Raw genomic sequence first — 15,239 nt, 5'->3', positions numbered from 1 at the left:
GCGCCGAAGGGGCTATCGGAAACGATCAGCGCTGTCACGGCGGGTCGGGCACCCTGCCCGACCCGTGATGTCAATGTGGCCGATTCGTCAGCGCAACGTTTCAGGGCACGGGATTGAAATCTTCCGGCAGCGTCAGGCCACCATGGGCCAGCACTGTCGAGAGCAGCTCAGGATACCGGCTCAGGCCGTGATCATCACCTTCATTGATGACAAACCGGCTGCCTTCCAGCATTTCCAGCGCCTGACGGTAGTCGAGAATTTCATCCTCGCTGCCCAGCAGCACCAGAAAGCGGTCGGTATTGACCACCTCGGCCTGCTGCTCGCGCAGGGCCGTGGCATAGCTCTCGTCGATCACGAACATCTCACCGGTCTCGACATGCTCGATTTCGCTGCCCATACGCGCCAGCGCAATCTGCAGCGGATCAACGGCCGGATTGATGAGCACCACCCGCTCGACATCATGGGTACGGGCAAGCCCCATGGCGAGAAACCCGCCCATGGAACTGCCGATCACCATGGTACGTCCCCTGAGCGAGCTCATGACCTCCTGAGCCGTCTCCCAGGCAGGGCCCGGGTGATGCGACAGGGCCGGTACGATAAAGCGCGGCTGCGGTCGGGCCTGCTCACAGGCCCGACGCGTCAGCTCGGCCTTGGCCGAACCGGGATGGCTATTGAAACCGTGCAGATAAAGCACGTTGTCGACGGCTTTGACGTGATCAATCATGACATCAGGATAACGCAATCACTGTATAAATAAACAGCCATTTTTTCAGACACTGTCGTGCCGGCCCAGAACGGTCTCGATCAGATGACGACTCGAGTCATCCAGCTTGTCGGCACCATGGCCGCTTTCCAGAATATCGGCCGTTTCATTGGCAATCTTCTTGCCAAGCTCCACGCCCCACTGATCGAACGAATCAATGTCCCAGATGGCGCCCTGGACATATACCTTGTGTTCATAGAGCGCGACCAGTGCCCCGAGGGACTCGGGCGACAGCGTGTCGAACAGGATGGTGGAAGAGGGCTGATTGCCGGCATAGCGCTTGTGCGCCGGCGGCGTCTCGCTGCTGTCGATGGCGTCATCGCCCAGCATCAGCACGCGCGACTGGGCAAAGCAGTTGGCCAGTGACAAGCGATGCTGACGCTCAAGACTTTCGCGGACCGGCGCGCTTTCAACATGGTCATAGCGCTTGATCGGAGCAATGAAGTCGCAGGCAACCGAGCGCGTGCCCTGGTGCAGCAGCTGATAGAAGGCATGCTGGCCGTTGGGACCGATCTCGCCCCACAGGATCGGGCAGGTGTTGTAGTCGACCTTGTCGCCTTCATTGGTCGACGACTTGCCGTTGGACTCCATCTCGAGCTGCTGGAGATAGCCCGGCAGATGCTTGAGGCGACCGTCGTAGGGCAGCACCGCCAGCGACTCGATATCGAGGAAATTGGTGTTCCAGATACCCAGCAGGCCGAACAGCACCGGCAGATTGTCTTCCAGTGGTGCCGAGGCGAAGTGCTCGTCCATGGCGTGGCCGCCGGCGAGCAGGCGACGGAAGTTGTCCATGCCCAGACGAATGGCGATGGGCAGACCGATGGCGCTCCAGAAGGAGTAGCGACCGCCGACCCAGTCCCAGAACAGCAGCTGATGATCGGCGGCAATGCCCCACTCGGTCATCTTCTCGGGTTTGGTGGAGACACCGATGAAATGGTGACGCTTGATGCGCTCGATATCGCTGCCGGTCTGCTCGGCAAGCCAGGCCAGCGCCGTATCGGCATTGGCCGAGGTATCGATGGTGCCAAACGACTTGGAGGAGTAGATGAACAGCGTCTCGTCGGCATCCAGCGTCGGCAGCAGCTCGGCCAGCTGGGAACCATCAATGGTCGAGGCAAAATGGACGTCAAGCGCGTTGGGTGACACGAAAGCGTCTTCCAGCGCCTTGACCACCATCAGCGGGCCCAGATCGGAGCCACCGACCCCGAGGTTGATGACCTGTTTGATGGCATGGCCATTCGCACCACGCCACTGACCGGCCTGAAGCTTTTCAACCATCTGCTGCATGCGATCAAGGCTGTCATGCACGGCGGCCTGAACGTCTTCGCCCTCGACATGAAACTCGCCGCCCTGCGGCAATCGCAACGCCGTATGCAGGGCCGGACGATCTTCTGTCAGGTTGACGCGACGACCCGACAGCAAACGCTCGATGGCGCCTTCCACCTTCGCTTCGCGGGCCAGATCGAGCAGATGATCCAGCGTTTCACGTTGAATGCGCTGCTTGGAAAAATCCAGCGTCAGCCCGGCGGCCCGGCGAGAGAAGGCATCAAAACGCCCATCCTGCTCGAACAGGGTCGTGAGATGCACATCACGCATCGTATCGCGATGACTTTCAAGCGCCTTCCACGCCTTGTTATGACGAATCGACATCCTGGCTCTTCCTCCGTGATGGGTGCAGCTTTAGCGCTCAAAGCGTAACATGGTCGGCTATCAAGACCGCCCTGTTCGATGTTCATTCTGACAGATGGCGTGTCTGGCACGCAGCGGGTCCCTATCAGACCACTGTCTGCATGACCGAACAACCTTCTCCAGAGCCTGATAGACCTTGGGTACCCCGATGACCGACGTCTCCCGACGCGACGCCCTTTTTTCGACACCGCTGGATCAGGTCGCCGATTTTTCATTCGACGAGCGCGTGGTGGACTGCTTTCCCGACATGATTCGACGCTCGGTGCCGGGCTATGCCCAGATCACCAGCATGGCCGGTGTGATCGCGGCACGCCACCTGAGTCCCGGTGCGCATGTGCTGGATCTGGGCTGCTCGCTGGGCGCCTCGACGCTCTCCATTTGTCAGCGCCTGGCGCCCGGGGCCTTCACGCTGGAAGCCATTGATCTTTCAGGCCCCATGGTAGACAAGGCCCGCACCCTGCTCACACAGCAGGCTCCCGAGCACCGCATCGACGTTCGTCAGGGCGATATTCGCGACTGCCCGTTGCCCTCTGCCGGCATGATCATGGTCAATTTTACGTTACAGTTTCTTGACCCGAGCGAGCGCGATGCCGTGATCGCTCGTCTGTATCAGGCGCTTGAGCCCGGCGGTGTGCTGCTGCTGTCGGAAAAGATTCTGGGCGAACCGGGTCAGGAGCAGCTCCTGATCGATCTACACCATGACTTCAAGCGGGCCAACGGCTACTCCGATCTCGAGATCAGCCAGAAACGCACGGCGCTTGAGGAGGTCATGATTCCGGATCGGCTCTCTACCCATCACGAGCGGCTGGCGCGCACCGGTTTCACCCGCCATGACACCTGGTTTCAGTATCTCAATTTCGCCTCGATACTGGCCTTCAAATAACGCCTCTGCCCTGTCTTCTGCTTAGCCGGATCCCTGCATGTCGATCGATGACCGCCATCTTCCCCTTTATCACGCCTTTCTCGAGCAGGGGCTCGAGAGCTGGCTGGCCCGTTTGCCCGAACAGCTTGCCCGCGGGCTGGATCGCCAGCGCTTTGGTGATCTGCCTGCTTGGGAGCGCGCGGTCAAACGGCTGCCGACGCTTGAGCGACAGGGCGTCCACCTGACGCAGGATACGGTCAGCGTGGACGTGGTGATGGATGATGCCAGCCGCCGACAGTGCGACAACCTGCTGAAAATTCTGGCGCCCTGGCGCAAGGGGCCCTATCGCATCGGTGAGATCACCATCGATACCGAGTGGCGCTCGGACTGGAAATGGCAGCGCCTGGCGCCGCATCTGAGCGATCTTCGCGGGCGGCGCGTGCTCGATGTCGGCGGCGGCAACGGTTATCACGGCTGGCGCATGGCCGGTGCCGGCGCCGATTTCGTGCTGGTCATTGACCCTTCACCGCGCTTTTACTGGCAGTTCCACGCCATGCGCCATTTCATCGGCGACGCCGGGGTGCACTTTCTACCGGTCGGCATCGAGGAAGTCCCGCCAGGGCTGGCCGCCTTTGACACGGTCTTTTCCATGGGCGTGCTCTATCACCGTCGTTCCCCCATCGACCACCTGCGCGAGCTGTATGACACGCTGCGACCCGGCGGCGAGCTGGTGCTCGAGACCCTGGTGGTAGAAGGCGACGAGCATCAGGTGCTCGTCCCGGGCGAGCGCTACGCGCAGATGCCCAACGTCTGGTTTCTACCCTCTTCAAGCGCCCTGATCCACTGGCTGTCGCGAGTGGGCTTTCAAAATGCCCGCGTGGTGGACGAAGCCGACACCCTGCTGGAAGAGCAGCGTGCGACCGAGTGGATGACCTTCCAGTCGCTGGCGGACTTTCTTGACCCTGAAGACACGAGCCGAACGGTCGAAGGCTATCCGGCTCCCCGACGCGCCGTGATCATTGCCCAAAAGCCCTGAAGCGCTCAGGGCCCTTGAAAAGAGCTCCCTATCAAAAGGTATTAATGCGTTTTTAACGCATATGTCTTGATGTCGCGATGTGAATGGTTATCATTAGCATAAATTTACCATCTTGCCGATCCGTCACGCCACGAGGGCTTTCCCATGCGCCAGGCCAATGTTGTATTTGAAGCCTTTGAAGAGGCGCGCCTGCGCGCCCCGCATCTGGAATGCCGCGCACTGGCGGAACTGCTGGGCTGTAGTGAAGGCGAGATTCAGGCCTCGCGCCTGGGTCGTGGCGTGCATTCGCTGACCCTGACGCCCTGCGATCTGGTCATGATGCTGCCGCAGCTGGGTCAGGTCAGGATGGTGACCCGGACCGCCCACGCTGCGCTTTCAAGCCGGCTCGGAGACTGTCGCATCGACGCCGACCAGCGCCATGCCAGCATCCGCGATCATCAGGCGCTGGCCATGCAGCTGCTGCTGCCCTGCTGGTACTGGGTCTGCCTGTCCCGGGAAGCACCAGCGCCGGGCGCCGAGCCGGCACCCTGCCTGCAGGTGTTCGATCGCTTCGGCCGGGTACTTCATCAGCTGTATGGCCTGACGCCTGAAGCTACCGGCTGGAAACTGCTCGAGTACTTCGCTGGACTGAAAACGCCCGGATTCACGCACTGCATCGATATCGCCAACGACTGCACCGACAATCACCGCCCGGCCCTGCTCAAGACGTGGCGCGCCATGCGCGACACTGGTGATTTTTCGCGACTGCTGTCCCGGCATCGTCTGCGACGCATCGATGCCAACCGCGCCGTGGCCGGACACTTCAGCACGCCCCTGCCACCGCAGCGTTTTATCATGGCGCTTGCCGGCGCCTGCCGTCGTACCCAGCCCACACGCGCCAGCCTGATTCACGGCGGCGGCGCGCACCACCACCGCGTTCGCTTCCATCATTTTCATCAGGGGCGCCAGGACACACTGCAGCTCGAGAGCGATCATCTGACCCTGTCACTCGACAGCAGCGCCCTGCAGGAAGTCTGGCAGGTGGTTCGCCCCGGCCCCGAAGGGCTTACGACATCACTGGAAGCCTTTGACGCCAGCGGCGAGATGATGCTCGCCCTCGATCTGGCGGAGGGCAGCTGAGCCCTCCGGGCGCCCTTCCAGCGCCAGCAGGTGCGCCTTGCGCTCGAGCCCGCCAGCGTAACCGTTGAGACCGCCACTGCCAGCCAGCACGCGATGACAGGGCACGATGATCGACACCGGATTGCGTCCGACCGCACTGCCGACCGCCCGTGCATGGCCCCGGGACAGGCCGAGCGCTCGCGCCAGCGCACAGTAGCTCAGCACCTCACCGAAGCCAATGTCAGCCAGACACCGCCAGACCCGCTGCTGGAAGGCGCTGCCCGGCATTGAAAGCGGCAGTTCAAAGCGCTGCCGGATGCCATCGAAGTACTCCTCAAGTTCCTCAAAGGCCTGGCGAATCACGAGCGAGTGACTCTCCGCGGCCGGTACAAGAGGACCGCTCACCGAGAGTGGAAAATGCTTCTGATCATGGAAGAAGACCCCGGTCAGGGACTCCGATTCGGCGCGCAGGACAATATCACCCAGCGCAGAGGGCATAACGGCGTACTGCGTCATGACGATGCCTCCTCTTCTGATAACGCCGGCGGGATGTCAGACGCTATCCCTGCGGCTTGAATGGCCAGCCCCGGCGCCAGCTCCGGTCGACAGCGCAGACACGGGCGAAACCCGGCCCGCTCGGCAGCCGCCGGATGCACAAAAAAGCGGCAGTGATCAAGCTTCGGGCAGCGCACGCGACAGATCGGCCGGCAGTAGATGCCGGTCGAGGTCACGCCGACGACAAACTGGCCGTCAAAGCGGTGATCGCGGGAGGCAAGCGCCTGATAGCAGACATCGGGGGCAAGGTTCATATCCCTAATGTATCTCATCCAGCGCGACGTCACTCGCCGTTTGCGGACATGTGGCCTGGGCGCTTGCGTTAGAAGTCGTAGCGAAGCCTTGCCAGCGTCACGTCCGCTTCATGGTCACTGGTATTGGCAAAGGTGTGCTCCAGATCAAGGCGCAGCTTCCAGGGAAACTGGGTCACAAGCCCCACCACCTGGTGATTGCTCTGATAGTCGTTGCGGCCCTGCTGGCTCAGCCGGTCACCAGCCACATAAGGCTGCAGGTTGACGAGCCAGTCGGCATCAACAGGAATGGTGTAGCGGACCACGTACTCGACGCCATAGGCATCACCGGCAAAATAGCGGTCCGGGCGCAGCTCGTCACCGGGCACGAAATCACTGTAATAGCCGCCACCCACCGAGGCATACCACGGGCCAGGCGTCCATGTCAGGGCACTGCCGGTGATCTGCTGATGCCAGGTGTTCCTGTCGCTGCCGTCGCGCGTATCGGCCTTGACGTTGCTATAGGCCGCACTCAGCAGCCAGTCCGGCGCAAACGCCCAGTCCATGCCGACAGAGCCGCCATGATGGCGCTGGTAGTCAATGTTATCGGCAAGATGAAGCGCCTCATCCGGAAAGAGCCAACCCAGATAGAAGGTTAAATCGCCCATCGGGTAGAGATACTTCAGGCTGCGGCGCGCGCGATAGCTGCCGTCGTGGTCACCGCTGACGCCAACACCGGGCGCCTGGGCGAGCATGTCGTGGTCCCAGAGATCGGTACGTACGCCGACCGTATCGTAATAAATACTGTTCTGCTTGCCGACGGTCAGTCGGCCGTAACGGGCGCTGTCAAAACCGAAATAGACCTGTCGGCGGTTGGTCGCGCTGTCATCGCTGTTCCGGTCATAGTGGTCCTTCCAGCCCATGACCCGAGCCGTGTCGACACCCAGCTCGGCATAGCTTAAAAGCTTCAGATCATCGTTGACATGGTAGTTGACGTGCAGACGAAAGCGCGTGCCGCCGTCATAGCCACGGTGCCTGTAGCTGCCGTCGTCGGAACCGCCCATCTCGTTAAAATACTGTGCCCTGATGCTACCGCCGATCTGAACCTCGACTCGATCAAGCGGGCCGCGCGGCGTCTCATCAGGCGATACCAGATTGACTTCTGCTCTGGCAGTGCCTGCCTGCGCCAGTGCCAGACTGCCCGTCATCACCCACAGCGCACGCTGCCCCTTTCCAATAACCATGTTCCATCCTGATCGATAAGATAAAAAACACCGCCCGAAACAGGGCGTACGCTGCCTGACGGCATGAAAGGCGGGGCCATTATAATGAGGCAACGCTACTATTTGAAATGAATCTTAAGGAAAAATGAGTACCCGATCATGCTACTGGGTCGTCTTCGCAGCGCGACAACCTGTTAACCGCGCATATAAAAGCCCACATAAAAAAACGTCTCGCAGAGCCTGCGAGACGTTGATATATCGAGCTGTCTGCCGGTCAACGCCTCTCCCATGAAAAGCGCCACGGTGGGGCCATGCCATCGGCGAGCAGCGCTTTCAGTGCCGTATCCACGGCAACGCCTGACAGGCCAGCGGAACACCTCCGGAAGCTGGCGTCATATCGGAAAGCCGGACACAAAAACGCCCGGCACATGGCCGGGCGTGGATCACTTCAGCGGCTCGCGTCAGCGCTTGAAGATATCGCGCACGTCTTTGGCTTCCCAGTGCGGGAAGTGACGACGGATCAGGTCGTTGAGTTCGACCTCAAAGGCCTGCCAGTCAACGCTGTCGCTGCCCTGCGTCTGATCGGCGGCGCTTCGGATCATGCCGGCACCGACCGTCAGATTGGTCAGTCGATCGATCACGATGAAGCTGCCGGTACCGGGGCTGGTGTCATAGGCATCCACCGGGACAGGCTGGGTCAGCGTGACCTGACAGCGGCCGATTTCGTTGAGCGCCAGCCGGTCGGCGTCGTGATGCGCCAGCGTGTTGACGTCGATGCCGTAATCGATGGCGCTGATCTGGCCGCTGACATCGCGGGTGGCCAGCTTGAAGTCGTAGCCACGACCGGGCGTCATCTCACGCTCGTTCATCCAGACAATATCAGCGCTGAAGGCGTTGGACATCGGCAGTTCGGTATCGGCGGCCACCAGCCAGTCACCGCGCGAGATATCAACCTCATCGGCCAGCGTCACGGTAATGGCCTGACCGGGCCACGCCTCATCGAGATCGCCATCAAAGGTCACAATGCGTTCAACCGTGGAGATCTTGCCGGAGGGCAGCACCTTGACCGTCTGTCCTGGACGCAGTACCCCGGCGGCCAGCGTGCCGGCATAGCCACGAAAATCCAGGTTGGGGCGATTGACGTACTGTACCGGAAAGCGCAGGTCCGTCAGGTTCTGATCGCGAGAAATCTCGACGTTTTCCAGCTGCTCCAGCAGCGGCACGCCGTCATGCCAGGGCATGTTGGCACTCGGGTTGACGACGTTGTCGCCTTCCAGCGCCGACATGGGCACAAAGGTGATGTCTCGCGCCTTGAGATTCTCGGCGAAGTTCAGGTAGTCGCGCTTGATCTCTTCAAAACGTTCCTGGGAGTAATCGACCAGGTCCATCTTGTTGACCGCGATCACCAGGTGCTGAATACCGAGTAGATCGGCGATGAAGCTGTGGCGACGCGTCTGCACCTGCACGCCGTAGCGCGCATCGATCAGGATGACCGCCAGGCTTGCGGTGGAGGCACCGGTGGCCATATTGCGGGTGTACTGCTCATGCCCGGGGGTATCGGCGATGATGAACTTGCGCTTGTCGGTCGAGAAGAAGCGATAGGCCACATCGATGGTGATGCCCTGCTCGCGCTCGGACTGCAGACCGTCCACCAGCAGTGCCAGATCCACCCGCTCACCGGTGGTGCCGCGGGTCTTTGAATCCCGCGTCAGCGCCGCCAGCTGATCTTCATAGATCATTTTCGAGTCGTGCAGCAGTCGCCCGATCAGGGTCGACTTGCCGTCATCGACGCTCCCGCAGGTAATGAAGCGCAGCAGATCCTTGGCTTCGTGCTCCTTGAGATACGCCTCGATATTGTCGGCTATCAAAGATGATTGGTGTGCCATATGCGCCTCAGAAGTAACCTTCGCGTTTCTTGCGTTCCATGGAGCCGGCCTGATCGTGATCGATGGCGCGCCCGGAGCGTTCACTGGTACGGGTCAGGAGCATTTCCTGAATGATGTCGGGCAGCGTTGCCGCCTCGGACTCGACCGCCCCGGTCAGCGGATAGCAGCCCAGCGTTCTGAACCGCACGGATTTCATCTCGGGCACCTCACCCTCTTCCAGCGGCATGCGCTCGTCATCGACCATGATCAGCGTGCCGTCACGCTCGACCACCGGACGTTTGGCGGCGTAGTACAGCGGCACGATCGGAATCGATTCCAGATAGATGTATTGCCAGATATCCAGCTCGGTCCAGTTGGAAAGCGGGAAGACACGAATCGACTCGCCCTTGTTCACGTGGCCGTTATACAGGCTCCACAGCTCGGGACGCTGATTCTTCGGGTCCCAGCGGTGGTACTTGTCGCGAAAGGAGTAGACGCGCTCCTTGGCGCGCGAAGCCTCTTCATCACGACGCGCCCCGCCAAAGGCGGCATCGAAGCCGTACTTGTCCAGCGCCTGCTTGAGCGACTGGGTCTTCATGATGTCGGTGTACTTGGAGCTGCCGTGGTCAAACGGGTTGATGCCCGCTTCACGGCCTTCCTCGTTGATGTGCTCGATCAGCTCCATGCCGGTTTCGGCCGCCATGCGGTCGCGAAACTCGATCATTTCCTTGAACTTCCACGTGGTGTTGACGTGCATCAGCGGGAACGGCGGCGTACCGGGATAGAACGCCTTGCGCGCCAGATGCAGCATGACCGAGGAGTCCTTGCCGATCGAATAGAGCATGACGGGATTGCGAAACTCGGCGGCAACCTCTCGTATGATATGAATCGACTCGGCTTCAAGCTGTTTCAGATGTGTTTGCCGCTCGGGAGAAAGCATGCGTGTCACAACCTCTCATGACCAAACGCCATCGCCGGGAGACGATGACGCTGTAAACGGGGTGTCTCGCGATGGATAGCGTCACGAGCAAAATGATGCGCTCACGTTAGCGAGCTGCCTTCATAACGTCAAAGAATCAACTTTTCTTCCTTTAGACATTAAAGCTATAAAAATTGAACCGTCAACGCCAGAGTGATCGGCTCAATCGTCGTAAACATATGCCACTCGACTCGACAACAAGGGCCTGGAGGCGTCCTTGTCGGACAGGCGTATCAGGCGAAAGCCGCCCGGTGCGTCGTTATCCACGGCGAAATCGGGTCTATCGGGAACGAACTGGGCGGCGATGGCCGGTACTGACATGACCGGTATCCGATCCTGCAGACAGGTGCGCTCGTGATGAATATGACCGCACAGCACGGCATGTACGTGGTCATATTGGTCAAGTGCGGCCCAGAACGCCTCGCGGTCTTCGAGACCAATCTCGTTCATCCAGGCCGACTCCACCGTTACGGGTGGATGATGCAGCACAATCAGTGTCGGCGTGTCATCATCTGCCAGCTGTGCCCTGAGGCGCGCCAGCTGCGCTTCCCCCAGCCGTCCGCCCTCCTCATTCTCGATCCAGCTGTTGAGCAGGATGATCTGCCATCCGCCTGGATGGACGACCGGCACCAGCTCACGCACGCTCGCCATGGTGGCCGGGTGATCATGATTGCCCGGCAGCCACACCCAGCGACAGCCAAGCGCATCAAGCTGTTCAGCGGCACGCTGATAGGATTCGACCGAGCCGTCATCGCTGACATCGCCGCTGACCACGACCAGATCCGGCTGATAACGGACAACGTCTGCCAGAATCGACCCCAGACGCTTTTGAACATCAACACCGCGGTAATGCCGGGCCGGGTCAGCGCTCAAATGGCTGTCCGACAGCTGAACAATCAGCATGGGATACTCCAGAAAACAACGTCATCACGGGGAAGCGACAGACAGTGGCGCGATATGACAGGCGAGATGAACGCAGGCATGCACAGCGATAAATCGGGCGCTACCGCCGAGCTCAGGGCGTCTCGAAAATACGCGTATCCTGACCGTGGGCCAGGCCGTGCTCCAGCCACTCGCCCAGAAACCGGTTGAGCTGCAGCTTCTCGTCGGGCTGGTGCATGTGGGCGTTGGGATAGCGGTAGCGCCCCTCGAAGTGACGCTTGCGTTGAAAGTCGGTCACTTCCGCCATCTGCACATCGTGATACAGATGCACCACCATGCGCGGTGCATCAATCATGTCATCCAGCACGCCGCTCTGAAACACGCGCACGATCGTTGTATAGGGCGCGCGTTCGACGACTTCAAGATGCAGGGTCCCAAAGCGCGTAGTGTTGCTGGCCAGCGGCAGCTCCACCCGCTCACCGGCCACGGTATCGCCCAGCAGCCGGTCAAGACGCACAAAGTTGGCCGTACACTCGGCCTGTAGCGTTCGAAGATCGGTAACGTAAGCGGTTCTTTGACTCAAATGACTATCTCCTTGCTCTGAGGGCCGGGCGCTCCCGGGCCAGCCAGTACAGCGCAATCAGTAACATGGCATTGTTGATGGTGCCGTCTTCCAGCAATCCCCAGACGTCACGAAAGGGTAGCACACGCACCATGATGTCCTCGTGCTCCTCCTCAAGCCCATGAATGCCGCCCACATTGCCGGCATCCACCAGCGCACAGAACAGCGTGATGTACTCGTCACAGGCACCGGGACTCGGGAAATAGCGATGAATTTCCAATAGCTCTTCGGCCCGACACCCGGTCTCCTCGGAGACTTCACGACGAGCGACCTCTTCCGGCGACTCGCTGGAATCGATCAGCCCGGCCGCCGGCTCCAGCAGCCACGGACTGAACGAGCGCCCCATCGCGCCGGCACGAAACTGTTCGACCAGCACAACCTCGTCACGTTCCACGTCATATAACAGCACGCCCACGGCGTCATGATGACGGAATACTTCGCGCGAAACGGTCTCGCTCCAACCGCCCTGATATTGGCGATAGCGCACATCGACGCGGTCCAGATTGAAAAATCCGCGATGCAGCGGTATCTCCTCCAGGCGTTCAACATCGCTGGCATCAAAGCACGGCTGAAGCGTTCTATCCTGACTCATCGGCTTTTCCCTGAAAAACATGAACACGGCCGCCGGATCACAAGCGGACAGTCTGGGGTGACGGGCAGCTGGCAGGCACCGAACACAAAAAGAGTGTGGGACTGTTTATGGACGCTGCGCCAGAGACTTTCAAGATCACACCTGCCGGCAGTCTTGGCAGCACAATGCGAGACGATTAAGGTAATCGCCCCATCGTCATACGGACACTCTCGGCATGAAAGGACGCAACATGACGCGCTGGCGCGATCCGGCCAGGGACCCGCGCCAGGAGAAGAAAACCGACCTGATCACACCGGAAGGCTACGCCTCTATCCAGAGCCTGCTGGATCATCTGGTACGCGTGCGTCGTCCCGAGCTGTCGCGCAAGACCGGCGAGGCCGCCGCCCAGGGCGATCGCAGCGAAAACGCCGACTACACCTACAACAAGAAGGCGCTCAACGGCACCATTGCCAGAATCGCCTATCTACAAAAGCGACTCGACGCGCTGACCGTGGTCGATCGCCTGCCCGAGGACCGCAACAAGGTCTTTTTCAGCGCCTGGGTGACGCTGGAAGATGATGACGGCGAAGAGATGCGCATCCGTATTGTCGGCCCCGACGAGACCGACAACAAAAAGCACTGGATCAGCGTCGATGCCCCACTGGCGCGCGCCCTGCTCGGCAAGGCGCTGGACGCCGAAGTCACCGTCGACGCCCCGGGTGGCGAGACCACTTACATTATTACCGACATCGCCTACGCCGAGCGCTGATGCCGATCAGAACACCCGGCGACCGGTGTGGCCCCGCCCTCAACGCCGGCTGGCGCGATAGACCCGGAAACGACTGCTCTCCTTGAGCACCTCGACACGCCCGAAGTGCTTTTTCATCAGATCCATGTAGGGCAGGAAGCTGTTGGCGACCAGATAGAGCGCCCCCTTTGGCGAAAGCTTTTTGCTGGCCTGCTCGATCAGCTTGCGCGCCGGATCAATCGACACATTGCGCTCCTGATGAAAGGCCGGGTTGCTGACGATGGCGTCAAAGGGGCCTTCAACGACTGCCAGCATATCGCTGGGCAATACCTCGCCTTTCAGATCATTGGCCGCCAACGTGCGACGCGTCGCCTCGAGCGCCAGATGATTGATGTCCACGGCGGTCACCTCGGCGCCCTGCCGTGCCAGCCAGGCACTGATCACGCCATCGCCGCAGCCGGCATCCAGCACCTGCCCTTCCAGCGTCGGCAGCACCTCCAGCAGCATACGAGTACCGTCATCCAGGCGCCCATGCCCGAAGATCCCCGGATGACTGACCAGGGTGAGATCCAGCGCCTCAAACGTGGACCAGTGATCGCCGACTTCACCCGCAATGGTGGCAGCCTGATACAGCGAGCAGCGCCGCGCGTTATCCAGGCGCTGATGCGTCATGCCGCGCGTTTTCAGTTCCCCCGGCACCCGCTTGCCACCGCCATGGTGCTCGCCGACGATGCGCAGCGTGCTGCCCGGGGCGCAGTGGGCGTTGAGCTGATCCAGCCACCAGCGGCCCAGATCCATCGTCTTGGGCCAGAACAGCAGCGCGGTCGTCATGTCCGCCGGCGGTGTCAGCCCTTCCACCACGTCGTGGCCGTGCTGACGCCAGACCTCTGCGATCAGATGGTCCAGACTCCATATACGGTGCTTTGCACCGTTCAACAACCCTTCATCCAGCGGCGGCGCAATCAGCCATTCATCGTCTCTGATGGCGGGTGTCTGTCGGTCCAGCAACTGCCCCATGGGCGTGGAAAAACTCATGAATCCCCTGCTCTACTCAAATAATGAATGACGGACCTGCCTGTGGCACAGCCCAAAAGATAACGGTATATCTCCGGACCTGCCCGGCAACATACGTCGAATGGGGTGAAGAATATCAGCTCGGGCGATGAACGCTGTAATGAAGATAGCGGCCCAGCCGCCAGTAGGGTTCCTGCCGGCAGTAGCGATGCTCCAGCTCGAAAAGCCGTTCCAGCGTGGCTTCATCCGGGTCACGCTCGCGCAGGTAATCATGAAACACACGGATGCCCGTTACCGCTCGAACTTCCAGCCCGGCCTCATTCAACCACTGCACCACCTGCTCATGGCGCAGCGGTGAAATCGGCGTCAGGCGCTTTCGTTTGCCAAAGCCTGCCAGCTGATCATCGAGCACCCTTTGCAGGTTGCCCTTCACCACGTTGGAAAAGCGCAGTGCATCTTCATTGAACACCATCAGCGACAGCCACCCGCCCGGCGCCAGCTGCTCGGCCAACCGATGAATCGCCGCTTCAGGCTCGATCAGCCACTCCAGCACCGCGTGACAGAACATCAACGACCATGGCCCCGGCGCCACATCAGACAAACCCTGCAAATCGTTCGGGAAAAAGCGGGCATCGTGGCCGGCGAGACGCTCGCGCGCGGCTGCCAGCATATCCTCGGCCGGCTCCAGCAGCGTCACCGGATGGCCCTTTTCCGCGGCCCAGTGCGCCATCTGGCCCAGGCCCGCGCCGACATCGACCAGCGGCTGCCCGGTCAATGGGATGGAAGACTCGATGGCCCGCGTCAACAGCGCCAGCCGCAGCCGCCCGCGGGAGTGATTGTACAGGGCGTTTTCGAATTTCTCGGCCATGCCGTTGAAGTGGCGATCTGTCGTAATACGTTCTTTCATGCAGGCTCTGGAAGGCGTTGGGGCATCAGGGTTTCACTATACGCGTGAAATCCCTATAATGGCGCCCACTTCGCCCCCGTAGCTCAGCTGGATAGAGCGTCCCCCTCCTAAGGGGAAGGTCTCAGGTTCGAATCCTGACGGGGGCGCCACCGCACCTTCCCAAGCAGTCCTCTCCAAGCCTTTAAAACCGCCTCA

Annotated in this window: 16 protein-coding genes and 1 tRNA gene; 5 read left to right on the top strand and 12 right to left on the bottom strand. The window is 60.7% G+C overall.

Going from position 1 to position 15,239, the window contains the following annotated elements; all coding sequences use genetic code 11:
• Positions 1-100: 100 nt before the first annotated feature.
• Positions 101-724, bottom strand: coding sequence for a YqiA/YcfP family alpha/beta fold hydrolase (locus BM079_RS05795; RefSeq protein ID WP_090131686.1), 624 nt, complete (start codon positions 722-724; stop codon positions 101-103).
• Positions 725-769: 45 nt separating this feature from the next.
• Positions 770-2,413 carry a glucose-6-phosphate isomerase gene (gene pgi, locus BM079_RS05790; protein WP_090131683.1) on the bottom strand — a complete coding sequence of 548 codons (1,644 nt, stop codon included), beginning with the start codon at positions 2,411-2,413 and terminating at the stop codon, positions 770-772.
• 187 nt (positions 2,414-2,600) lie between these two features.
• Here pgi and cmoA point away from each other — a divergent pair, with 187 nt between their 5' ends.
• The 3 genes from cmoA (at position 2,601) to BM079_RS05775 (ending at position 5,469) form a co-directional block, all read left to right on the top strand.
• The gene (gene cmoA, locus BM079_RS05785) at positions 2,601-3,335 is read left to right on the top strand and encodes a carboxy-S-adenosyl-L-methionine synthase CmoA (protein ID WP_090131681.1); all 735 of its coding nucleotides are present in this window, start codon (positions 2,601-2,603) and stop codon (positions 3,333-3,335) included.
• 37 nt (positions 3,336-3,372) lie between these two features.
• On the top strand, positions 3,373-4,350 hold the full coding sequence (cmoB, locus tag BM079_RS05780; protein ID WP_090131679.1) for a tRNA 5-methoxyuridine(34)/uridine 5-oxyacetic acid(34) synthase CmoB: 978 nt from the start codon (positions 3,373-3,375) through the stop codon (positions 4,348-4,350).
• Positions 4,351-4,494: 144 nt separating this feature from the next.
• Positions 4,495-5,469, top strand: coding sequence for a ChuX/HutX family heme-like substrate-binding protein (locus BM079_RS05775; RefSeq protein ID WP_090131677.1), 975 nt, complete (start codon positions 4,495-4,497; stop codon positions 5,467-5,469).
• On the opposite strand, the gene BM079_RS05770 is transcribed toward BM079_RS05775, so the two are convergent.
• From BM079_RS05770 to BM079_RS05735, 8 genes are all read right to left on the bottom strand, one after another.
• Positions 5,404-5,964 carry a methylated-DNA--[protein]-cysteine S-methyltransferase gene (locus BM079_RS05770; protein ID WP_090131675.1) on the bottom strand — a complete coding sequence of 187 codons (561 nt, stop codon included), beginning with the start codon at positions 5,962-5,964 and terminating at the stop codon, positions 5,404-5,406. The genes BM079_RS05775 and BM079_RS05770 overlap by 66 nt on opposite strands.
• Positions 5,961-6,257: an Ada metal-binding domain-containing protein gene (locus tag BM079_RS05765; protein ID WP_090131673.1), complete on the bottom strand. Its 297-nt coding sequence runs from the start codon at positions 6,255-6,257 to the stop codon at positions 5,961-5,963. Before BM079_RS05765 ends, BM079_RS05770 begins: the two co-directional genes overlap by 4 nt.
• A gap of 68 nt (positions 6,258-6,325) precedes the next feature.
• Positions 6,326-7,477 carry a porin gene (locus BM079_RS05760; RefSeq protein ID WP_090131671.1) on the bottom strand — a complete coding sequence of 384 codons (1,152 nt, stop codon included), beginning with the start codon at positions 7,475-7,477 and terminating at the stop codon, positions 6,326-6,328.
• 440 nt (positions 7,478-7,917) lie between these two features.
• Positions 7,918-9,342, bottom strand: a complete 1,425-nt coding sequence (cysN, locus tag BM079_RS05755) for a sulfate adenylyltransferase subunit CysN (protein WP_090131669.1) — start codon at positions 9,340-9,342, stop codon at positions 7,918-7,920.
• Positions 9,343-9,349: 7 nt separating this feature from the next.
• Complete coding sequence (gene cysD / locus BM079_RS05750; protein WP_090131667.1) at positions 9,350-10,261, bottom strand: sulfate adenylyltransferase subunit CysD; 912 nt, start codon at positions 10,259-10,261, stop codon at positions 9,350-9,352.
• Between the two features lie 201 nt (positions 10,262-10,462).
• Complete coding sequence (locus BM079_RS05745) at positions 10,463-11,203, bottom strand: phosphodiesterase (protein WP_090131665.1); 741 nt, start codon at positions 11,201-11,203, stop codon at positions 10,463-10,465.
• Positions 11,204-11,315: 112 nt separating this feature from the next.
• On the bottom strand, positions 11,316-11,765 hold the full coding sequence (locus BM079_RS05740; protein ID WP_090131663.1) for a DUF1249 domain-containing protein: 450 nt from the start codon (positions 11,763-11,765) through the stop codon (positions 11,316-11,318).
• Between the two features lie 4 nt (positions 11,766-11,769).
• The gene (locus BM079_RS05735) at positions 11,770-12,396 is read right to left on the bottom strand and encodes an NUDIX domain-containing protein (protein ID WP_090131661.1); all 627 of its coding nucleotides are present in this window, start codon (positions 12,394-12,396) and stop codon (positions 11,770-11,772) included.
• 214 nt (positions 12,397-12,610) lie between these two features.
• Here BM079_RS05735 and greB point away from each other — a divergent pair, with 214 nt between their 5' ends.
• The gene (gene greB, locus BM079_RS05730; protein ID WP_090131660.1) at positions 12,611-13,144 is read left to right on the top strand and encodes a transcription elongation factor GreB; all 534 of its coding nucleotides are present in this window, start codon (positions 12,611-12,613) and stop codon (positions 13,142-13,144) included.
• Positions 13,145-13,183: 39 nt separating this feature from the next.
• Here greB and BM079_RS05725 read toward each other — a convergent pair whose 3' ends face one another.
• Complete coding sequence (locus tag BM079_RS05725; RefSeq protein ID WP_090131658.1) at positions 13,184-14,158, bottom strand: methyltransferase; 975 nt, start codon at positions 14,156-14,158, stop codon at positions 13,184-13,186.
• A 115-nt stretch (positions 14,159-14,273) separates the two neighbouring features.
• Positions 14,274-15,044, bottom strand: a complete 771-nt coding sequence (locus BM079_RS05720) for a methyltransferase domain-containing protein (protein WP_090131656.1) — start codon at positions 15,042-15,044, stop codon at positions 14,274-14,276.
• Between the two features lie 72 nt (positions 15,045-15,116).
• On the opposite strand from BM079_RS05720, the gene BM079_RS05715 reads away from it, so the two are divergent.
• Positions 15,117-15,193, top strand: a tRNA-Arg gene (locus tag BM079_RS05715).
• Positions 15,194-15,239 lie beyond the last annotated feature (46 nt).

This window comes from Kushneria avicenniae (assembly GCF_900112585.1).
Lineage (GTDB): Bacteria > Pseudomonadota > Gammaproteobacteria > Pseudomonadales > Halomonadaceae > Kushneria > Kushneria avicenniae.
The sequence above is the reverse complement of the archived record's forward strand: the minus strand, read 5'-3'. Positions and strand labels throughout refer to the sequence as shown.